The sequence below is a fragment of the Lactiplantibacillus daoliensis genome, assembly GCF_005405005.1.
Classification (GTDB): domain Bacteria; phylum Bacillota; class Bacilli; order Lactobacillales; family Lactobacillaceae; genus Lactiplantibacillus; species Lactiplantibacillus daoliensis.
In genome coordinates, this window is the sequence record NZ_BJDH01000010.1 from 90631 (window position 1) to 113463 (window position 22833).

A 22833-nucleotide genomic window follows, 5' to 3' on the forward strand; every position below is an offset into this window, starting at 1 on the left:
AATTTACAGTAATCTAGCTTGTTCCAATCCTTGACGCCCTCAAAAGTTCATGCTATTATCGCAGTTAACTTCATAAGGAACATTTAGGCTACTTTCAAGTAGGATGAACACTGTGCGTCAGGAAGTCGGTGGTTGCTGCGAATCGATCAGGTGTGACATCATGAAATACAGTTAGCCGTTGTCCGGGTGTGCCCGGCGGATTGTAATTAGCACCGTTATCAGCTAGTGAGTGGAAAAGAACTTGTCTTTTCAAGCTGGGTGGTACCACGGTCTAATCAATCGTCCCTGTTGCAATTTGTTGCAGCGAGGACGATTTTTTTGTTGAAAAATTTTAGAGGAGTGACTTAATTTATGAAAAAAGCAGCGACTTGGCGGCCGGTACATCTGCCGGAAGCCTTAGCAGTACTACTGATTATGTTGGCCATCATGGGCTTAGGTGTCATCAAATTCGGCCTTTCGCCACAAACGCCTGTTATCTTGGTCATCGCATTGGTTATCTTATGGGCTCGAGTACGCGGGGCCGCCTGGGATGATATCCACGGCGGCATCATCGACGGAATTAAAACTGGCATTATCCCCATCTTCATCTTCTTACTAATCGGGGCGTTAATCAGCGTTTGGATCGCGGCTGGCATCATTCCATCCATGATGGTCTTCGGTTTCCACCTGATTTCGGCCCAATGGTTTGTCCCATCCGTCTTCTTAGTTTGTGCGATTATCGGGACTTCAATCGGGAGTGCCTTTACGATTATTTCGACCATCGGCATCGCGTTATTTGGTATTGGGACTACCATGGGGATTAATCCAGCGTTGATTGCTGGGGCAATTATCTCCGGTGCCATTTTTGGGGATAAAACGTCCCCTCTTTCTGACTCTACTAATTTGGCAGCCGCTATCGCCGAAAGTGACCTATTTGATCACATCCGAAATCTCATGTGGTCCACGATTCCCGCCTTCGTTGTTTCACTAATCTTGTACACCGTGTTAGGCGCAGGCGCAGCGACTGAAACTCATCTTGGGAAAATTAATACAACCTTAGCCGTTCTCAATCAAAACTTCACCATCAGCTGGTGGGCAGCATTACCTTTAATCGTGATGCTCGTATGTGCCATTCGAAAAGTCCCAGCAATTGCGACACTTCTAATAAACATTGCTTTAGCCATCGTCATGATTTTTAGCCAGAATCCGCGAACGCCCTTGGTCAAAATCGCGACGATGATTGAAACTGGTTTCGTTTCAAAAACGGGCAACGCCGGGGTGGATCAACTCCTATCACGTGGTGGAATCAGTGCAATGATGGGTACTGTTTCATTAATTTTATTAACCTTATCTTTGGGTGGTCTGCTTATGCGTTTCAACTTGATTCAAACCGCCATGGTGCCGCTCGCCAAGCGTCTGCGAAGCGCCGGAATGACTGTTACCGCAACGATTTTAGCCGGGATTGGCGTCAACGTATTCGTTGGTGAACAATACTTATCTGTCATTCTTCCCGGTAAAGCTTTCAAGAAGACCTTTAATGAACAAGGACTGGCTAATTTAGCACTAAGCCGGGTCCTAGAAGATGGCGGGACCGTCATCAACTACTTGATTCCTTGGGGTGTTGCTGGGGCATTTGCGGCAAACACGCTGGGCGTTTCAACCTTGGCTTACCTGCCATTCTGTTTCTTCAGCTTGTTATCGCCAGTCTTTTCCATTATTAGTGGCTTTACCGGTTGGGGACTCAAGCGTCAAAAGAGTGTTAACCCTTAAAAGCAAGCAAAAGCCCCCACTAAGTTAGTCAGCAAACACAAGCTCGAATCCGATGGTCGCGGCTTGTGTAGATACCCATGCTCCCCCTACAATTAGATAAAAGGACTTTTTATCAAGGAGGGGGCATACGATGCTTGCATATGGTTATCGAAAATTTGGGGGACCCGCTGTCTTTGAAACACTTGATCAGCCGGCGTTAAAACCAGCAGCCAATCAAGTTATTATTACAACACTAGCACTCAATTTAAATGATGAGGATCGCATTGAACGCTTAGGCGCCAATGCGACTACCCCATTACCAATGATTCCTGGTCACGATGTCGTTGGCCGCGTAACTCAAGTTGGCGCGGCGGTGACTGATCTGTCGATTGGTACTTTAGTGGCCGCACACACAGATCATGCTTACGCGGAACAAGTTTGTTTGGACGCTGACAGTACCGTCACCGTGCCTGACAATTTAACACCTGCCCAGGCTGTCAGCCTGATTACACCCGGAATTACAGCCTATAAAACGGTCCGTTATTTTGCAGATGTGCAACCAGATCAGACGGTGATTGTTAAAGGTGCCGCCGGTGGGGTAGGTTCACTAGTCGTCCAGTTAGCCAAACGGCTCGGTGCCAAAGTGATTGCCGTCGCCAGTCAACGACACGCCGACACTTTAACCGCATTAGGCGTTGACCAGTTTGTGGCCTATGATCGACAAGATCCCGCCCATGTTCTAGCTGATTGTGGCGATGTCGTCATCAACGTAGCGTTGAATGGCGTCGATGGCAAAGCGGACTTGGCCATGGCCAAGTTTGACGCAACCATTGCGTCCATCGCGACCCGCTTACCAGCGACTAGTAAGTCCATTCGTTTCCGATCCATTCACGCAACTGACGCAATTTCTGACCAAGCCGCGTTGCAAATGCTCTTTAAACTATTAAGTACTGGTCAACTGCAGACCAATATCGGTTACCAATTACCGTTCAATCTGGCTGGCTTCATCCAAGGTCATGAACTATTGGATCAGCCACATAACGGTCGGATCGTGATTGAAAAATAAAAAAATCGCACCTAGCCAGTCTTTTCAGACCATGCTAGGTGCGATTTTTATTTCATTCTAAGGGTTGAAAGACTCAAAAACATCACAAATGTCGCAGTACCAGTGACCCTTATGTCTAAAGTAGACTTGTCTAAATTCAGCGCTCCGTCAGTCAAAATCGGTGTGTGTGGGGGGCAAGGTTCAAGACGTTTCTGAGGCTTGAACCGGTCCCCTCGTCCGCATACTATCGGCAACAACCGGAAGCGGCAGTAATCAACTAGTTTCCACTGCCTGATTATTGACATAAGGGCGCAATTGATTGCCAGCATCTTCGGCACAGTTACTAATCATTAACAATCTATGCAGTGATACCTTTAATTAATTTCACTGGCAAAACATACTTTTCTTCTAAGGTGCAGTTTGCATCGGCAATCCGTTGTAATAATAGCGATACTAGCAACGTACTAATATCAGCTAACGGTTGCTCAATCGTCGTCAGATTAGGATGATAGTTACGAATCAATGCGGTCCCATCGTAACCCACTAACCGTAAATCCGTTGGAATCGTTAATTTTAATTGTTGGGCGACATTCGCCGTCAGCAAAGCCGTTAAGTCATCACTACAAAAAACACCATTATAAGCATGATTCTCTAAAATCGTCCGAATTTCCATCGTTTTTAGCGCCGGTGACAATTCAAATGGCAACTCATGGACATGTGGGGTTAGTCCTTGCTGCTTCAAATAGGCTTCATAGCCTTCTCGCCGGCCGTTCGTTGGCGAACCCGCATGACTTTTACCCGTAAAAATTGCAATCTTATCGGCGCCAGCTTGTTGCAAGGTTTGCGCGGCTAACCAGCCACCGTTAAAGTTGTCCGAACTCACAATAGGGACATTATCTGACAAATAGCGGTCAAATGAAATAATCGGCAGACCATATTGTTGGTATTCTTCAATCCCGAGATTATGCGCCCCCGCAATAATGCCATCAACTTGGTTAGCCATCAACATCTGCAAGTAATCTCGTTCCTTTTGCGGATCATCCGCACTATTACAAAGAATCACCTTATAGTTTTTCGCAAATAGTAATTTTTCTATCCGAGAAACGAGTTCCGCAAAGAATGGGTTACTGATATCTGAAAAAATCAGGCCGACTAATTGCGTATTTTTTCCTTGTAATGACCGAGCCATATTATTTGGTTGATAATGTAACTCTCGCATCGCTGCGAATACTTTTTGTTTAGTTTTTTCACTGAGATAGCCGTGATCGTTAATCACCCGCGAGACAGTCGTCACCGACACACCCGCAAGCTGGGCCACATCGTTCAATTTTGGTTTCATCTCAACCGCTCCAATAATTCTTATTTGCGCCAATCCCAGACCGTTCCACTCACTGCTGCAACATTACCAGCTAGTTGTAGTTGCGTCGCAGCATCATCCAAGAAGAACCGGCCGGTCATGGTTGTATAGCCATTATTAATATAGCATTCAAAAACTGAGACATCTATGATGAGTCGCAGTTTAAGGGCACTATGCGGCTTAACTTGTGTTGTCCGCGTTTGACCATACTTCTCACCAAAGGGATGACCAGTATGACTACGGTCAATCGCGACTGTGCCGGCTTGTGAATCTAAATCAATTAATAAATAGTGATCGGCGTCGGTCGTCGCGACCTTTAGCCGGACTTGTTCATCTGCTTCAAGGGTAAATTCTGTTTCAAATGTCGCTGGGAGGTCAATGACTTTAGCCTGAATTGGTTGCGCGGTTGCGCGTAATTTTTTCGTCTCAGCAACTGGATTTTGATATAAATGATTATCTTTTAAAGTCAGTTCTTTCACTAAACTGAGACAATGGGCCCAGTTTTCAGCGTCAGTCGGATACGAAATTTCTGGTAAGCCAATCCAGCTCACTGCTAACGCCCGGCCATCTGGGGCATTGAATGCTTCCGTTGCATAAACATCAAAGCCTGCGTCTAATTGGGTCGGCGCAGCCGCAGCCGTAAAGTTAACTTGGTCTAAATCAAGCCGCTGACCAATTAAGGAAATATTCGGATAAATATTTTGATAATCGAGGGTTGTTTTGGGTAATCCTTGGGGACAGAAGATTAAGACTGGTTGTCCATTAATTTCGACTAAGTTAGGACATTCAACCATATAGCCACGTAGATTCGCTGGCAAGTTAAGTTCACCCTGTAACGCCCACTGCTTTAAATCTGAACTATGGTAAAGTAACGCCGCACCAACCTCAGCCGTTGTTTGGGCCCCAATCAACGCGTAATACTCACCATCGCGTTCAAATAAATATGGATCACGAAACGACGAAGTATAGCCAGTGGGGGCTGAACTAATCATTGGTGGCGTGACTTTCTGAACCTGATTATTTTTATCCATCCAAGCACCAATCTGGTATGAATGGCGTTGCCAATCGGCGTCACGAACATTGCCGGTGTACATCATAAACAAGCGCTCTCCCACTGGTAACGCCGTCCCAGTATAGGCACCATGAGAATCATATTTAGAATCTGGCTGAATCACTAAACCCTCATCATGCCAATGGTTCAAGTCCGTTGAAATCAGATGTTGCCAAGCTTTCAAACCGTGAACGGGACCATATGGAAAAACTTGATAGGATAAATGCCATTGATTATTAAAATAAGAAAAGCCATTGGGATCATTTAGTAAGCCGGAAGCCGGTTGAATGTGATGTTGTAGTCGCCATTTAGACTTAGCGACTTGTTTACGTAAAGTTGGTAAAGTTTCCTTGGGCCACGCCTTATATGAGGTATATCTCGTTTCACGATTCCAAATCATTATTTAAAACTCCTCCGATTGTTAATTTAAGTTGACCCCATTATAAAACCGCTTACAACTGTATGTCAAACGTTTATCATTTTTATACTAATTTTATGCTGCTTTCTGCTAAATCGCCGTTATCAGTATCTTTTTTAGCTAAAATGTTTTTGTGGCAAACGCTTGACATAAATTCAAAACTTGTTATGATTGGTTTTGTAAAGCGCTTGCAAAACGAAAACTTTTAAATTAGCAAAACTCAAAAGGAGTGGTCTTAAATGAACCATCAAGAAGTTGCGAATCGCGTCTTAGCTGCGATTGGTAAAAACAATATCCAAGCTGCCGCCCACTGTGCGACTCGTTTACGGTTAGTCATCAAGGATGAATCTAAAATTAACCAAAAAGCTTTAGATGATGACCCAGATGTTAAAGGAACCTTTGAAACCAACGGTCAATATCAAATTATCATCGGCCCTGGTGATGTCGATCACGTCTACGATGCGCTCATTGCTGAAACCGGTCTCAAAGAAGCTACTCCCGACGACATTAAAGCCGTTGCCAGTGCTGGTCAAAAACGTAATCCATTAATGGACTTTCTTAAAGTGCTATCAGATATTTTTATTCCTATTATTCCAGCGTTGGTCGCTGGTGGGCTATTAATGGCTTTAAACAACGTTTTAACGGCTGAACACTTATTCATGGCAAAATCAGTCGTTGAAGTTTATCCCGGCGTCAAAGGGATTGCTGAAATGATCAACGCCATGGCCAGTGCACCGTTCACATTCTTGCCAATCCTGTTAGGCTTCTCAGCCACGAAACGATTTGGTGGGAACCCCTACTTAGGGGCCGCCATGGGGATGATTATGGTCTTACCAGACTTAGTCAACGGCTACAGCGTTGCTGCAACCATGGCTGCTGGTAAAATGCCTTATTGGAACGTCTTCGGTTTACACATTTCACAAGCCGGCTACCAAGGCCAAGTTTTACCCGTTTTAGCAGTTGCCTTCATCTTGGCAACCTTGGAAAAATTCTTCCACAAACATATCAAAGGGGCCTTCGACTTTACGTTTACCCCAATGTTCTCAATTGTTATTACCGGTTTCTTAACTTTCACGATTGTCGGCCCAGTCTTACGAACGGTCAGTGACGCCTTAACAAATGGTTTAGTTGGCCTCTATAACACGACTGGCTGGATTGGAATGGGGATCTTCGGGCTCTTATATTCCGCGATTGTCATTACTGGGTTACACCAAACTTTCCCAGCCATCGAAACACAGTTGCTCGCTAACGTTGCTAAAACTGGTGGTTCATTCATCTTCCCAGTTGCTTCCATGGCTAACATTGGTCAAGGGGCCGCAACTTTAGCCATCTTCTTCGCTACTAAGAGTCAAAAACAAAAGGCTTTGACGTCATCAGCCGGCCTATCAGCGTTACTTGGGATTACTGAACCGGCTATCTTCGGGGTCAACTTGAAGATGAAGTTTCCATTCGTCTTTGGAGCAATTGCTTCTGGGATTGCCTGTGTCTTCTTAGGGTTATTCCACGTTTTGGCTGTTGCGATGGGACCTGCATCCGTCATCGGCTTTATCTCAATTGCGTCAAAATCAATTACAGCATTCATGTTAAGTGCTGTAATCTCATTTATCGTTGCCTTCATCCCAACCTTCGTTTATGCAAAACGGACCTTAGGTGATGACACTGACCAAGTTGAAACACCAAGTACTTCAACCACGCCAGTCGCTAGCTTAGTTAGTGACGAAGTCTTAGCTGCACCAGTTAGTGGGACTGCTGAAAGTCTCCGCGATGTTAAGGATCAAGTTTTCTCTGCTGAAATTATGGGTAAAGGTGCGGCATTCATCCCAACCGATGACCAAGTCTTAGCTCCGGCTGACGGGACCATTACCGTCACTTATGATAGTAAACATGCTTATGGGATTAAAACTACCGATGGTGCCGAAGTCCTCATTCATTTAGGTCTCGACACGGTCAATTTAAACGGTGAACACTTCACCACTAACGTTAAAAAGGGTGATACCGTTCATCAAGGTGATTTACTAGGAACTTTCGATGTAAAAGCGCTAAAAGCTGCTAACTATGATCCAACGGTTATGCTCGTCATCACGAATACCGCTGACTATGCAAACGTTGAACGTCTAAAAGCACAACAAGTTACCGCCGGTGATCAGATTGTTGCTTTGACTGAACCAGCACAAACTGGTGTTGCTGCTGCGATCTAACTTGCTAAGGAGGGTTGAGTTTGCCCGTTGAAGTCGATAAAAAAACTGGTTTAATCAACCTTTATAACGATCAAATCAGCTATGTTATTCAAATCTTGGACCATCGTTACCCAGTACACCGTTACTTTGGGACCGTCTTAACTGATATGACGACATTGCCACCATTACCAACTGGTAATCATGCTTTTGCTGTTGATACACAACCGGACTTTCCATATTCAGTGACTTCGCTGCCTTTAGAATACTCGACGATTGGTAGCGGCGATTATCGTCAACCGGGGTACCTGATTACGTCCCCTGCCGGTCAATTATTACCAATTTTGACCGCCACTGGCATCACAGTAACTGAAAAGCCACTCAACTTGACGCAATTACCGCCGACAGTCGCTAAAGGCACGGCTGTGACAACCCTAATCATTCATTTAGCTGATCCAGTGACGGGGCTCAATCTCGACTTAAATTATACAATTTTTGAACATACAGCTTTAATTTTACGTAGTACCACGGTGATAAATCACGGAACCGCATCCCTTACGCTAAACGCTATCAATAGCCTGCAATTAGACTTGGCCGATGACCAATACGATGCACTAACTTTTAACGGCACGCATGCGCACGAAGCCAATCCAACACTTGCCCCATTGCGTCCCGGCATACAATGTCAACGTAGTTTGCGTGGGACTAGTGGGCCGCAACAACAACCTTTTATGGGATTAGCACGACCGCAAGCGACCGAATTTAGTGGTGAGGTCTTGGGAACGGCCCTCGTTTGGAGCGGTAATTTTCAGGCCGCAGTCGAAGTCGATCAGTACGCACATTCACGGCTAACACTAGGGCTTGAACCAACCACCTTTCAGTGGCAACTGACACCAGGCACGTCCTTTCAATCACCGGAAGCCATTTTAACTTGGTCGATGGATGGGTTCAACGGCTTATCACAAGTCTTTCATGACTTCGGTAATCAGCTGCAACCAAGCCTAACTCCGGATCCAATTGCGATAAACACCTGGGAAAGTGACTTCTTTGACGTTGACGCTACCAAGGTTCGCCAACTGATTGACCAAGCAACTGATTTGGGACTAGAGATGGTCGTCGTTGATGATGGTTGGTTCGTAAATCGTCATGGTGAAAATGGTCAGCTTGGAGACTGGCAAGTTGATTCGGTTAAATTTCCGCAGGGCTTGCGGCCACTAGCTGATCAGGCTCATCAACAGGGCCTTAAATTCGGCTTATGGCTTGAGCCGGAAATGGTTACGACCAACAGTCAGCTGTACCGTGACCACCCCGATTGGGCGTTACATTATCAACAGCGCGCCCCAATCACGGCGCGGCATCAGTTAGTCCTAGATTTGTCACAACCAGCTGTTCAAGAACATTTATTAACCACAATCATCGAGCTGATTGAAACCAACCAACTAGATTATTTGAAATGGGACATGAACCGTCATTTAACCCAAGTTGGCAATGACCTTTTGCCTGGAAACCAACAAGGTGAATTATATTATCGCTACGTGACTGGTCTCTATAGGCTTTTGACCAAATTACGTGCTCACTTTCCGGCACTGATCATCGAAAATTGCTCTGCTGGCGGCGGTCGACTAGATTTTGGGATGCTGGCCTACACCAATCAAACGTGGTTAAGTGACCTGACCGACCCAGTTGATCGTGCTAAAATCGAAAATGGTTTCAGCTATCTATTTCCACCATCTTGCTTTAGCACGCATGTCTCGGCATCGCCTAATGGTCAGAATGGCCGCGTAACACCTTTACAGACGCGACTGAACTTAGCCTCAATTGGGAATCTAGGCTTTGAACTAGCTTTAGAAAACTTAACCCCTGCCGAACAGCAACGCGTAATAGCTCAAGTTAACCAGTCAAAGCGCTGGCGGTCAGCTTTCAATGACGCCCGCTTTTATCGGCTCACAGACTGGCGAGACCAGCCAGATTATCAGGCTTGGTTGCTAGTCACTCGTGATCAACAACAAGCGCTCTGTTTTTATACAAGGAGCTTAAGCTCGGCAGTCAAGGTTTCTACCCAGCTTCCACTGCACTACCTTGCAGATCAACGTCACTATCTCGTGAATGGTCACTCATATGCAGGACATGGCTTAAACCAAGTTGGTCTAACGATTTTACCCGCTAAACAAGATTTTGAAAGTCAGCTCATTTGGTTACAAGCTACCGACTAAAATTGACGTGCTTGCCGTCCAAATGTTTAAATCTTTACATTTTCCATACACAAGCTACATGAAAACTATGTATTGATTAGGTATATTTAATCATGAATCAACGCAACACCCCCTGAGGTATTTTTTGAGCGCAATTTGCGAGCTTTCGTAACGAAAAGCGCCCGCACGACTTTTAACGGTCGTGCGGGCGCCTTTTTATTAAGTCAAATATTGCCGACAATGACTGGTTCCCCGGTGAAAGTGAATTTCTCGTTGACCACTGAAATCGTCGTTCGATCAATTTTGTTCTGATAATCACCCGTTGGCAATTGACAGGCCACCGCTTCAATGAAGTGACTGAAAGCAAAGTAACCAATGACTTTTTGTGACCCACTAGTATACGTTACTGACATGACGGACTTGTTTTCTGCCTTAATCGTATACGCACCTGTGCTAAAAATAGGCTGATGTTTTAACGTCGCTAATCGACTAATCAGCTCTGAAAGATTAGCTGTCCCGTCCAAGGCAATGGGATCGGCATCGAATAAACTTGGCAAATGGGCCGCACCAAATTCTTCCCCATTATAGATGAGCCCAGCACCCTTTTGGAAAAGACTGAAGGACAGCATGTTACGTCTCATTTGAGGATCTGGCAAATATTGCGCCGCTCGTGGCACATCGTGATTTTCCAAAAACCGCATTTTAACGTAGTTCTTCGGATAGGTGACATCTTGCTTCATTAGAATCCGTGCCAGTTCTGACAAGGACCGTTCGCCCTTAACCGTTGCCCGAAAATCTTCCAAAACATCATAATCATAGGTCAAGTCAAAGGCCTGATAGATTTCACTGTCAGATAAATCATCAAAACCAGCTTCACGCACTTGTTTGATAAAATCAGGGCCATTCGTTTCAGCTAACCAAATTAGACCAGGCTTATATTCAGCCAATTCGTGCCGCGCCTCTAGCCAAAAGGCCAATGGGACTAGCGGCGCAACATCACAACGAAAGCCATCAACATAATCGGCCCATTGTTTCAAAGTCTGAATTTGATAATCCCATAATTCATGATGACCATAATCTAAATCAATAATGTCTGACCAGTCAGCCACTCGATTTCCAAAACTACCGTCTGGCTTATGATAAAACCAATCTGGATGCTGCTGCAGCAGTTTTGAATCTGGGGAAGTATGATTATAAACAACATCTATCATGACTCGCATACCTTGGTCATGAATGGCTTTTGTTAAGGCGATAAAATCTGCCATCGTGCCGAGTTCTGGATTAATCCCGCGATAATCCGAAATCGCATATGGCGACCCTAATGTTCCTTTGCGATTTTTCTGGCCAATTGGCTGGATTGGCATTAACCAGATAATGTCGGTTCCTAAGGCTTTAATCCGTGGCAAATCTGCCTGTACAGCTTTAAAAGATCCTTGTTTTGAATAATTACGAGTAAAAACTGAATAAATTAGTTGTTGGCGCAATTTGATATCTGTTCCAATTGCCATTTTCACCGCTCCTTTACGTCATCAATTGTCACTGTCATCGACCACGGCTGGTATTTATTCTGATCAGCTTGTTGTTCAACCATTCCGACCGTTAAAGTCGGTTTAGCATCACTGCTAACACTCACCACTTTGGCTGTATCGGTTAAATTACAAGTTACCGTAGCAACTTTATCCGCTAATTGGCGGGTATATTGAAAGACCCCACTAACCGTCGGCTGAATGACTTCATCCCCTGCTGTAAATAATGAAGTTTGTTTCAGCCGCAATAACTCCCGATAAAAGCTTAATAAACTTGTCGAATCCAACATTTCAGCCGCAACTGAGACGGACTTTGTTGGTTGCCCATTCAGCCAAGGCTCATGTTCTGAAAAACCTTGGTATGGTTGATCAGTGTCCCACGGCATGACACCCCGAGCAGCCATCTTGTGAGTGGAATTTAGCATTTTCATGGCCGCATCCGCTGAATAACCAGCTGCGAGTGCCTGCTGGTAAAATGGCAACACGGTCTGATCATGAAAATCTGACAATTGGTTCAGAGAACTATTTTCTAAGCCAAGCTCTTCACCGTAATAAATAATGGGCAGGCCCCGTTGTAAATACAACATTGTTGCCAGACACTTTAAGCTTTGCCAATAATAAGCCGGGCTAGCATAGCGTGAGGCAACCCGCGCCATATCATGATTACTCCAATACAGAACTGGCAGACTGACATCCGCAAGCTTCGTTTCAATCGTCGTTAACCGTTGGCGCATCCCATCAACATCCAGCGCTTTAGGCTGGAACTCTGCTGGCAATCGCGAATCAAGCTGATCCATACGATCGACAATCGAACGGAACGTAATCACCGCATCACATTCATCATTTTGTGGGCGACTGTAATCAATCAATAGCTCAGGGCTAGCCGAAGCTGCTTCCCCTAAAATAAAGACATCTGGCTTGATGGCGCGTAAAGCGTGGCAGAATTCACGTAAATAAGGCTGTACTCGACTAAGATGCGCGTAAAAAGTATCATCGATGATTGGTTTTTGCGGATCACCGACTGCAAATTGTTTGAAATTGGCTTTATCAATATGAATAAAGGCATCCAGTCTTAACCCATCGATTCCTTTATTGAGCCAAAACTTGGCGATCTCAATCATCGCCTGTCTCACAGCCGGATTCTGCCAATTCAGATCTGGCATATGCCGATCAAATAAATGAAAGTAATAGTTATTCGGCTCTTTTGGCGTTGGCTCCCAGACGCTACCACCAAAGAATGAGCCCCAATTATTAGGTAACTGTCCTGGTTGCGCTTGGGCCCATAAATAATAATCATGATAGGCACTTTGCGGATCCTTCAAAGCTGCTTTAAACCAAGGATGCTGATCAGATGTATGGTTCATAACAAAATCCAATAACAAATGCATCCCATTCTGATGCAATGCTTGAATCAAATCCTCAACGTCCGCCATCGACCCGACAGATTGGTCAATTTGATAGTAATCGGCAACATCATAACCATTATCAACCTGGGGAGACACATAAATTGGGTTCAGCCAAACTGTCGTAATTCCTAAAGCCTTCAGGTATGGAATTTTTTGAATAACGCCTTGCAAGTCACCAATGCCGTCATTATTCGTGTCATTGAAGCTTTTAGGATAAATCTGATAAATAACTTGTTTTTCATGCCATTTTGCCATTTCAGTTGTTCCTCCTAAGCTAACGTCTGAACCGAATTCCGTTCAATAATTCGATGTGGCACAATAATCTTTGTGGCCAGACTGTCAGCGTGTTTCAGATCAATCACAATTCGAGCGGCTTCCATGCCCAACCGCCGTGGAAAAATTTCAATCGACGTTAACATCGGACGAGCGGTTTCCGCAAAAATTGAATTATTAAACGCAATGACAGATGGTCGCTCATCTTCCGAACAAACAGCACCCAAGACATGCTGTAATCGCAATCCCAGCATGTCATCAACAACTACAAAAGCGGTTACATTTGGATTGTCGTGCCTATATTGTTTCACAATTTCAAAATCATCGTCATATTTGGCGAAAACGATCTTAAGTTTACGGGTCGCAAACCCGTGTGATTCAACAATTTGTCGATAACCCATTAGCCGATCATTTTGAGCCATCTTTATTAAATCGCTATAAACAAAACAAATTTCTTGATGCCCATGATCTACTAAGAAACGGGTAGCATCCGCGCCAGCCAAGATATTATCATTATCAACATAGGGCGTTTCATTGACGTGCCGGTATGGCTTCCCAACGATAACAAAGTGTACTTTCAGGGCGGTCAATCTCTCAACGATCGGATCATTTTTTTCAGAATATAATAGAATAAATCGCCGAATCATACCTTGAGTGACCATTGTATTAATACTATTCAATAATTCTTCTTGTGACGTCCCCGTAGCCAAGTTAACCATTAATTTCGCATCATAACAGACTTCACTCACGCCACGAATAATTTCCATAAAGACCGGGTTTCCAAAAACATCTTGGTGATCAACGGGTAATACAACGCCAATCGCGTTACTCTGCTTATTAGCTAAACTTTGAGCATTGAAATCTGGCGCATAATTTAATTTGGCCATCGCTTCATGGACTCTTTTTTGCGTTTTTGGACTAATTGTTGGATTATTATGCATTGCTCTGGAAGCAGTTGACGGCGAAACACCCGCTAATTCTGCAACATCTTTAATTGTTGCCATAATCTCATCTCCTGCATGTTCTCACTGCCAATTTTGAAACACGTCAGACAGATTTGTCTGACTTTTCAAACATTAAATCTTTTATACTGAAAATCTATTATACCTATAAAATTAGGCCGTGCACAATGCACAGCCTAATCATCAGCCTATTAACATCAATGTCATACCGAATCAAGGATTAATCTCAACAACCATTAAGCTTTAGTAGCAGCCGTGACTTGATCTTTTAAAATCACGTCTTCCCCGTTCAATTCAATCGTTAAGGCATCGCCACTGACTAATTCAACAGTCGTCTGAGTTTGATCCACATCGACCTTCAACAACCGACCTCGGAAGTTAATATGGAATTGGTAGTGTGACCATTCCTTTGGCGCAAATGGTGCAAAGGATAATTTACCATCTCGCACCCGCATGCCAGCAAAGCCTTGAACAATTGCCAACCACGACCCAGTCATTGAGGTAATATGCAACCCGTCAACCGTGTCATTGTTGTAGTTATCCAAATCTAACCGGGCGGTCCGTTGATACATTTCAACTGCTTTTTCCTCATAATGGAGATCAGCAGCCAAAATTGCGTGAACAGCGGGAGACAAACTTGATTCATGAACCGTTAATGGTTCGTAGAAATCAAAGTTAGCCTTCTTTTGCGCTGTCGTAAAGTGATCCATAAAATAGTAAATGCCTTGTAAAACATCCGCTTGTTTGATGTATGGTGACCGTAAGATGTGATCCCATGACCAGTGTTGATTGATGGGCCGTTGATCAGCTGGAATTGATGAAGCTGGTTTCAAATCTTTATCCAAGAACGTATCATTTTGAACAAAAATGCCTAAGTCATCATCATGTGGGAAGTACATCCGGTCAACAATATCTTGCCATTTTGCTAATTCGTCGGCACTCACGTTTAATGCGTCGCGTTTGGCATCAGCAACCTTTTTCAAGCTGGCTAACGTGTATTGCAACGTCCAGCGTGCCAAGAAGTTGGTGTACCAATTATTGTTAACGTTGTTTTCGTATTCATTAGGTCCAGTAACGCCGTGGATCATGTACTGCTGTTTACGTTCGGAGAAGTGTACTCGATCAGCCCAGAACCGTGAAATGGCAGTCAAGACATCGATTCCTTTTTCCTTCAAGTAAGTTTCATCACCGGTGTAACGGGTGTAGTTATAGATGGCATAAGCGATTGAACCATTCCGATGAATTTCTTCAAAGGTAATTTCCCATTCGTTATGACATTCAATCCCGTTAAAGGTGACCATCGGGAAGAGTGCCCCATCGAGGCCTTGCATCTTCGCATTGTGGAACGCACCGTCTAATTGATTGTAACGGTATTCCAACAAGTTTTCAGTCACTTTTGGCTTAGCTAACGACAGATAGAACGGTACTCCGAAGGCTTCGGTATCCCAATAAGTGGCGCCACCGTACTTTTCACCCGTGAACCCTTTTGGTCCAAGATTCAAGCGCTTGTCTTCACCGTAGTAAGTGGAGAATAATTGGAATAGGTTAAAACGAATCCCTTGTTGTGCCGCATCGTCACCTTCAATAGCAACATCCGCTAGTTCCCAACGTTTTGCCCAAACTGCTACATGCGCTTTCAGCAATTCTTCGTAAGTCTGCGCATGAACCGCTTCAGCCAATTTGGCCATGCCAGTACGTAATGCCGACATGTCTGAGTAGTCCCGGGAAGTCACGACGACCACCCGTTTTTCAAAATTCTTAGTTTCATCAGGCGCCAAAGTTCCACGGAAAATGTTTGTGACGGCTTTTTCCGTATCAGGTGCAGCTGAACCTCTAAAATCAGTCAAGTGCATCATTTGCATGCCTAAGGTGAACCGTGGTGTTCCAAAATCATTCGGCTTGGTTTGTGCAACCATGCTGCCACCAGTGACCGCATGACTCTTGTCAAGCACTTGCCAGAATTGTTCGTCGTAGTTGGCATCTTCATTGAAGACATCCGCATCAATCTGTGAAATGAAGCCGATTTGGACGGGCTCATCACTCAAATTATGCACACTATAATGGACATCGAACAATTCCTTCTGAGCAACACTCACGAAGCGATCAATTTGGAATTGCACTCGTTTTTCACCTTTGGTCACGATAAATGACCGGCGTAAGACACCTGTGTGCATATCCAAATCAATCATAAAGTCGCTGATTTCGTCTTTTGCCAAGTCAACTTGATCGCCATCAATCGTTAAATTGACTTTGACAAAATTGACCGCATTGATCACTTTACCGAAATAGTCTGGGTAGCCATTCTTCCACCAGCCGACCCGAGTCTTATCTGGATACCAGACTCCGCCGATGTAGATGCCTTTCAAGGTGTCATTGGAATAATGTTCCTCAAACATCCCACGCATCCCCATATAGCCATTCCCGATACTGGTCATACTTTCTTGTAACCGTTTATCCGTTGGCACTAATTCATGACTAATCACGTGCCACGGATCGACCTCAAAAATACGTTTCATCTTGATACGTCCTCCTAAATAATTGCGATAGAAAGGGAGTCTGTGACAATAATGTCTCCAGACTCCCTTCTAAATCCATCTAACGCGACCGTGTTAACGACTCATTATTCAATCGTTAATTCAGTTTCGTCATCGAAGAAATGGGCTTTACTCATTTCAAACGCCATTTCGACTTCTTCGCCTGGTTTATGATAATCACGTGCATTAACTTGGGCTACGAATTCAGTTTCACCGGTACGTGAATAGAGCATTGAATCAGTACCTAAGAATTCTGAAACTTCAACTTTAGCACTAACAACCGCATCAGGCATCGCTTCTAAGGCTACTTGTTCGGTATGAATATCTTCAGGACGAATCCCGACTGTCAATTTCTTACCATCGTAACCTTTTTCACGTAAGACCTTTAACCGACCTTCAGGAACCGCAACATCCAAGCCACGACCATTAGAAACACGACCATTCTTCAATTCAGCATCAAAGAAGTTCATTGAAGGTGATCCCATGAACCCAGCCACGAATTTGTTGGTTGGCTTATTGTAAAGTTCATCTGGTGTTCCGACTTGTTGAATCTTACCATCGTTCATGATAACAATTCGATCGGCCATCGTCATCGCTTCAACTTGATCATGGGTCACATAAATCATGTTTGTTTGTAACCGTTGATGTAATTGGGCAATCTGTGTCCGCATATCAACCCGCAACTTAGCATCCAAGTTTGAGAGGGGTTCATCAAGTAAGAACAACTTCGCATCTCGAACGATTGCTCGTCCTAAAGCGACACGTTGCCGTTGCCCACCAGATAATGCAGCTGGTTTCCGTTGTAGAAAATCAGTCAACCCTAAAATTTCAGCGGCATTATCAACCCGTTTTTTGATTTCGTCTTTTGGCATTTTCTTAATTGAAAGTCCAAAACCCATGTTGTCAAAAACGGTCATGTTTGGATATAGTGCGTAGTTTTGGAAAACCATCGCAATATCCCGATCCTTAGGTGCCAAGTCATTAATGACCTTGCCATCCATCACTAAATCACCCTTGGAAATATCTTCCAAGCCGGCAATCATCCGTAACGTGGTTGATTTACCACAACCAGAAGGACCGACAAAAACAATAAATTCTTTATCTTTAATATCTAGATTAAAGTCACTTACGGAATAGCTATCATTACCATCGTATTCCTTATAAATATGCTTTAAATTAATTTCAACCATCTTAACTGTCTCCCCTTACTCCGATTTCACCAATCGCATCAATGCTTAATATGAATACAGTTACACTAACTATTTAACTGACCCACTTGTTACCCCAGCAATAATGTATTTCTGGAAGAAGACATACATAATTAAGACCGGCAGTAAAACTAAGACGTATGAAGCAAAGGCTAAGTTGTATTGCGTTGAGAATTGACCTTGGAACACATATTGTGCCAACTGTAACGTTTGTTGATCTGGATTGCTCAACAGAACCAATGGCATTAAGAAGTCATTCCAAGTCCACATAAATGACAAGATAGCAACTGTGGCATGCATTGGCTTCATTAGTGGGAAGATCACCTTAAAGAATATCTGCATTGGCTTAGCGCCGTCCATTTCAGCGGCTTCTTCAAGCGCTGTTGGAATTTCCTTAACAAATCCTGAATAGAGGAAGATGTTTTGTGGTAACCCAAAGACAATATATAGGAATGTAATCCCAATAATATTATCCATATGGAAAGCACTGACTTCTTTAACTAACGGTAACATGATGACATTGAACGGAATAAACATCGCACTGATGAAGTAGTAATACATCATATTAAAGAATTTGTTCTTTAAGCGATACCGCGTAATGACATAAGCCGCCATTGAGTTTGTGAAGATCGTAAAGATGACATTAACAACCGTAATAAACAATGTGTTCAAGAACATCTTGGGAAAGTTTGTCATTTGCCAAGCGTTCTTAAAGTTTTCCCAATGGATTTGCTTAGGCAATGATAAGACGTTGCTCATTTGACTCGGATCTTTTAACGCAATCACAATCGTGATATAAAGCGGTCCTAAGATTGCAAAAATTGCAAGCACCATCATGACACTAGTCAGTGTCCAGTTTACTTTTTTCTTACGCTTCTTGGACTTACGTGGAGCCGGCGTATTATTATTCAAATCTGCATTAGCTTGCATTATCCCAACCGCTCCTCTCGTTTATTCAAAACTCTCAACTGAATGAGTGAGATTGTAAGTACAACAATGAACAGTACCACGGCGTTCGCAGATTGAACTGCGAATTGTGAGCCTTGGAAACCTTGCGTATAAATTTCAACTGAAATTGACGTTGTACTATTACCTGGGCCACCATTAGTCATCGCCATGATTTGGTCGAAGACCATGAGGTAACCTTTAACTGATAAGACTAAATTAATCGTGAAGAACGGTGCAATCAATGGGAATGTCAAACGCATGAATTTTTGCCATGGGTTGACACCATCTAAGGCCGCAGCTTCATAAATTTCTGGATCAACTGACTGAAGTCCAGCCAGGTAAATCAAGGTATTAAACGCTAATCCTTGCCAAATGGTCATGATTAAAATTCCAACCCAAGCATGCGTTGTCCCTAAGATGTTACTGGACATAAAGCCCCAGTGTAGCGCCCGGCCTAAGCTTGGTAACATGTTACCAAAGATAAACTTAAACACGAACCCAACAATCAATGACCCTAGCATGTATGGTAAGAAATAAATTGCCTTCAAGAAATTTTGATACTTGATTTTACCATTCAAGCCAACGGCAATCGCCAAAGCAATTGCATTAACTAAAATTGTGGCAAACAAGGCAAATTTAAACGTAAACCAATAAGCATGCGTAATATTACTGTTACCGAACATATACAGATAGTTCTTTAGACCGACAAACTTCCAAGTGCCATACCCGCTCCAGTCAGTGAAGCTGTAAAATACCCCGCGTAAAAACGGAATGGTATGAAAAATGAAGAATAGGATCCCAATTGGAACCACCATCATATAATATGCAAATGGTATCTTTTTCCCCTTACGTTTGGGTTTTCTCTTAATCGTCTCTTGCATTAGTTATCGATCCTTTACTTTACATTGGCAGACTTAAAGGCAGAATCAGCTTTCTTCAAACTCTTAGTGATATTAGTGGCATCACTCATACCCTTAGTTTGGTTAACACCAGTTTGAGTTAAGACTTGAGTCATATCGAAACCATCTGGATAGTAGTGGTCTGGGTAGTTGACAACATCACCCTTAGCTAAATCTGCTGAAATGCCTTTAAGGGAAGCAGCATTCTGGTCGATACCCTTAATTGCTGAGAATGAGAATTGTTCTTTATTGTAAAGTTTGGCATTCTTGTCAGTCATCATGAATTTAACAAACTTCATGGCAGCTGCTTTATTCTTAGAATTCTTAGAAACAGCTAAAGCAACGTCAATCCCTGAAGTAACTTTGTTCTTGCTGGCATCGTTGTTAACTGGCAACTTGAACATATCTAAATCAACATCTTTTTTGCTGGTCTTAGCTTGTGGAATGACAAAGTTACCATTGATCATCATGGCTGCTTTACCTTCAGCTAAAGCCTTGGTCCCATCGTTATAAGTGGTCCCCATGTAATCTTTTTGAGCATACTTAGAAATTTCAAGATACTTCGTCATAACTGGTTTATAAGTTGAGGCAAAGGTGGTCTTGTTATTCTTACGTTCTTTGATCCATGAACTACCAACCATGTTCGATGAAAGTTGGTTAAAGACGCCCATGGTGGTCCAACTGTCTTGGAATGGCAATTCAAATGGCGTAATGCCTTTAGCCTTCAAGGTCTTGGCATCGGCAATTAATTCATCCCAAGTCGTTGGTGTCTTAGTAATGCCAGCCTTTTTGAATAAGGCCTTGTTATAAACAATACCAGAAGCATTGGTTGCATATGGAACCGCATCCAATTTGCCGCCTTTAGAGATTGAAGTAATCATCTTTTGGTATTGTGGCATGGTGTTCTTCGTGAATGATTCCTTGCTCATGTCAACTAAGACACCAGCTTTTTGGATTTGTTGATAGTTAACATCCCCACCAACAGCCATCACATCAGGAATTGAGTTTTTAGCCAAATCTGACTTCAAAACTGTCCCGGCATTACTTGGTGATGATAATTGAACTTTGATATCTGGATTTTTCTTTTCAAATGATGCAATCATCTTTTTGTAAGTTGGTGCATTTTCAGTCTTCGTTGAGAAAAATTGTAAAGTTGTTTTCTTTGAAGAGCTGCTGTTTCCACAGGCGGTTGTTACTAGTGATAAAGCAATTAAACTAGCTGAAACTGCGAGTAACTTAGTTCCTTTTTTCATGTTTATTTCCCCTTTTTTTTACCCGATAATCGAGCTATAAACTTTGGCTTCAAACGGACGTAGCTCACTGCCACGGTCGTCATCGTAATTACTGATTAATAAATTGCTATTACTATCTGGTGTAACTTCTGTTTGAATGATTTGATCAGTGTAATTAGCGACGACTAATAATGACTGTTGCGCATTTGTTCGTGTGTAAGCATAAACGCTTTCATTTTGTTCAGTCCCCGGAACTTGTTCATAGCGGCCATCCGTGATGACATCTAGCGTATGACGTAAACGAATTAATTCTTTATAGAAAGCGAGTACTGAATGATCATCATTCAATTCGGCTGCAGCATTAATTTCCTTATAATTAGGATTAGCGGCCAGCCATGGTTCATGATCGCTGAACCCACCATTGGCTTCAGTCGACCACTGCATTGGTGTCCGGGCATTATCCCGTGAATGGAATCGCAAGTATGCTAGCATCGTGTCCCCGTCAACTAGCTGCTCGTCATCGACCAATTCATGATAGGCATTGATAGATTCCAAATCACGATAATCACTTAATGAGTTGAAATTGGCGTTGGTCATCCCAAGTTCTTCACCTTCGTAAATGTATGGGGTCCCTTGCAACATATGCAAGACTAACGCCAACATCTTGGCAGAACGAACTCGGTAAGCTTCACTGTCGTCCCCAAATCTGGAAACGGCTCGTGGTTGATCATGATTATTCCAATATAATGAGTTCCAAGCCTTACCGTAGAGACCCACTTGCCATTTAGTTAAGTTATTCTTTAAGTCAACCAAATTTGTTTTACGTGAATCCCACTTACCTAGTGCTGGATTGGTGTTTGAATCCAGTCCCATATGTTCAAATTGAAAGACCATATTCAACTCATCATTATTCAGATTAGAATATTTCAAGGCATTTTCAATATCCACCCCAGGCGTTTCACCAACAGTAATCAAATCATGTTTTTTCATGACCTGTTGATTCATTTCCTTGAGGTATTCATGGACATGCGGACCGTTAGAAACTAATCCCGAATTTCCATACATGGCGCCTTCAGACTTAGGACCATCTGGTAAGCCAGCTGGTTTGGAAATTAAACTAATAACATCCATTCTAAAGCCATCAACACCACGGTCAGACCACCAGTTCATCATGTCATAGACTGACTGGCGCATCTCCGAATTTTCCCAGTTTAAATCTGGCTGTTCGGGTGCAAACAAATGCAAGTAATATTGTTTCGTGGCCTCATCGTATGTCCAAGCTGGGCCGGAAAATGCTGCGCCCCAGTTGTTAGGTGCATGACCATCGACTGGATCGCGCCAGATATAATAATCACGATGCGCATTTTCGGTCGACTTTCGACTTTCAACAAACCAATTATGTTGATCCGAAGTATGATTAACAACCAAGTCCATCATAATCTTCAGCCCGAGTTGGTGTGCTTTGGCCAACAGTCTTTCAAAATCAGCCATCGACCCTAATTCAGGATTAATTGCTTGATAATCACTAATATCATAGCCATTATCAACACCTGGTGAAGCATAAACCGGGTTTAACCAAATGACATCAACGCCAAGATCTTTAATATAATCCAAGCGACTGGTAATCCCATTTAAATCTCCCATACCATCATGGTTACTATCTTGAAAACTACGTGGATATACTTGATACACAACGGACTTTTGCCACCATTGTGCCTTTGAATCCCGTTCACCCATTATTTCGCCTCCAAAAGTGATAAATACACAACCATTTAAAATGTCTATACAATTCTTTTTAAACGTTTACGCAACCGTTTGCACGTTGTTGCATAGTTAAAAGGAATCGCTTACATGTCTATTATACGTAAGCGTATTCGTTT

15 protein-coding genes are annotated in these 22833 nt (G+C 43.3%); 4 read left to right on the forward strand and 11 right to left on the reverse strand.

The window, feature by feature from the left end; translation table 11 throughout:
- Positions 1 to 351 precede the first annotated feature (351 nt).
- Both nhaC and FFM64_RS10745 read left to right on the forward strand, forming a co-directional pair.
- The gene (nhaC, locus tag FFM64_RS10740; RefSeq protein ID WP_137608025.1) at positions 352 to 1749 is read left to right on the forward strand and encodes a Na+/H+ antiporter NhaC; all 1398 of its coding nucleotides are present in this window, start codon (positions 352 to 354) and stop codon (positions 1747 to 1749) included.
- A 130-nt stretch (positions 1750 to 1879) separates the two neighbouring features.
- The gene (locus FFM64_RS10745; protein WP_137608026.1) at positions 1880 to 2794 is read left to right on the forward strand and encodes an NADP-dependent oxidoreductase; all 915 of its coding nucleotides are present in this window, start codon (positions 1880 to 1882) and stop codon (positions 2792 to 2794) included.
- 337 nt (positions 2795 to 3131) lie between these two features.
- Here the strand turns inward: FFM64_RS10745 and FFM64_RS10750 are convergent, their stop codons facing one another.
- Both FFM64_RS10750 and FFM64_RS10755 read right to left on the reverse strand, forming a co-directional pair.
- Positions 3132 to 4112, reverse strand: a complete 981-nt coding sequence (locus tag FFM64_RS10750; protein WP_137608027.1) for a LacI family DNA-binding transcriptional regulator — start codon at positions 4110 to 4112, stop codon at positions 3132 to 3134.
- Positions 4113 to 4132: 20 nt separating this feature from the next.
- Positions 4133 to 5581: a sucrose-6-phosphate hydrolase gene (locus FFM64_RS10755; RefSeq protein ID WP_137608028.1), complete on the reverse strand. Its 1449-nt coding sequence runs from the start codon at positions 5579 to 5581 to the stop codon at positions 4133 to 4135.
- A 257-nt stretch (positions 5582 to 5838) separates the two neighbouring features.
- Between FFM64_RS10755 and FFM64_RS10760 the strand changes: the two genes are divergently transcribed.
- The gene (locus tag FFM64_RS10760) at positions 5839 to 7797 is read left to right on the forward strand and encodes a sucrose-specific PTS transporter subunit IIBC (RefSeq protein WP_137608029.1); all 1959 of its coding nucleotides are present in this window, start codon (positions 5839 to 5841) and stop codon (positions 7795 to 7797) included.
- Between the two features lie 20 nt (positions 7798 to 7817).
- Positions 7818 to 9986, forward strand: coding sequence for an alpha-galactosidase (locus FFM64_RS10765; protein WP_137608030.1), 2169 nt, complete (start codon positions 7818 to 7820; stop codon positions 9984 to 9986).
- A gap of 203 nt (positions 9987 to 10189) precedes the next feature.
- Here FFM64_RS10765 and FFM64_RS10770 read toward each other — a convergent pair whose 3' ends face one another.
- From FFM64_RS10770 to FFM64_RS10810, 9 genes are all read right to left on the reverse strand, one after another.
- Positions 10190 to 11473 carry an alpha-amylase family glycosyl hydrolase gene (locus FFM64_RS10770; protein WP_137608031.1) on the reverse strand — a complete coding sequence of 428 codons (1284 nt, stop codon included), beginning with the start codon at positions 11471 to 11473 and terminating at the stop codon, positions 10190 to 10192.
- 2 nt (positions 11474 to 11475) lie between these two features.
- Complete coding sequence (locus FFM64_RS10775) at positions 11476 to 13152, reverse strand: alpha-glucosidase (protein ID WP_137608032.1); 1677 nt, start codon at positions 13150 to 13152, stop codon at positions 11476 to 11478.
- 14 nt (positions 13153 to 13166) lie between these two features.
- A complete protein-coding gene (locus FFM64_RS10780; protein WP_137608033.1) occupies positions 13167 to 14174 on the reverse strand; it encodes a LacI family DNA-binding transcriptional regulator in 1008 nt (335 codons plus the stop codon).
- 194 nt (positions 14175 to 14368) lie between these two features.
- The gene (locus FFM64_RS10785; protein WP_137608034.1) at positions 14369 to 16648 is read right to left on the reverse strand and encodes a glycoside hydrolase family 65 protein; all 2280 of its coding nucleotides are present in this window, start codon (positions 16646 to 16648) and stop codon (positions 14369 to 14371) included.
- A gap of 104 nt (positions 16649 to 16752) precedes the next feature.
- Entirely contained in the window at positions 16753 to 17856 is a 1104-nt protein-coding gene (locus FFM64_RS10790) for an ABC transporter ATP-binding protein (RefSeq protein WP_137608035.1), read from the reverse strand.
- A gap of 69 nt (positions 17857 to 17925) precedes the next feature.
- Complete coding sequence (locus FFM64_RS10795; RefSeq protein ID WP_137608036.1) at positions 17926 to 18804, reverse strand: carbohydrate ABC transporter permease; 879 nt, start codon at positions 18802 to 18804, stop codon at positions 17926 to 17928.
- Positions 18804 to 19703, reverse strand: coding sequence for a carbohydrate ABC transporter permease (locus FFM64_RS10800; RefSeq protein ID WP_137608037.1), 900 nt, complete (start codon positions 19701 to 19703; stop codon positions 18804 to 18806). Before FFM64_RS10800 ends, FFM64_RS10795 begins: the two co-directional genes overlap by 1 nt.
- Positions 19704 to 19717: 14 nt before the next feature.
- Entirely contained in the window at positions 19718 to 20974 is a 1257-nt protein-coding gene (locus tag FFM64_RS10805) for an ABC transporter substrate-binding protein (RefSeq protein ID WP_137608038.1), read from the reverse strand.
- An 18-nt stretch (positions 20975 to 20992) separates the two neighbouring features.
- Complete coding sequence (locus FFM64_RS10810) at positions 20993 to 22690, reverse strand: glycoside hydrolase family 13 protein (protein ID WP_137608039.1); 1698 nt, start codon at positions 22688 to 22690, stop codon at positions 20993 to 20995.
- Positions 22691 to 22833 lie beyond the last annotated feature (143 nt).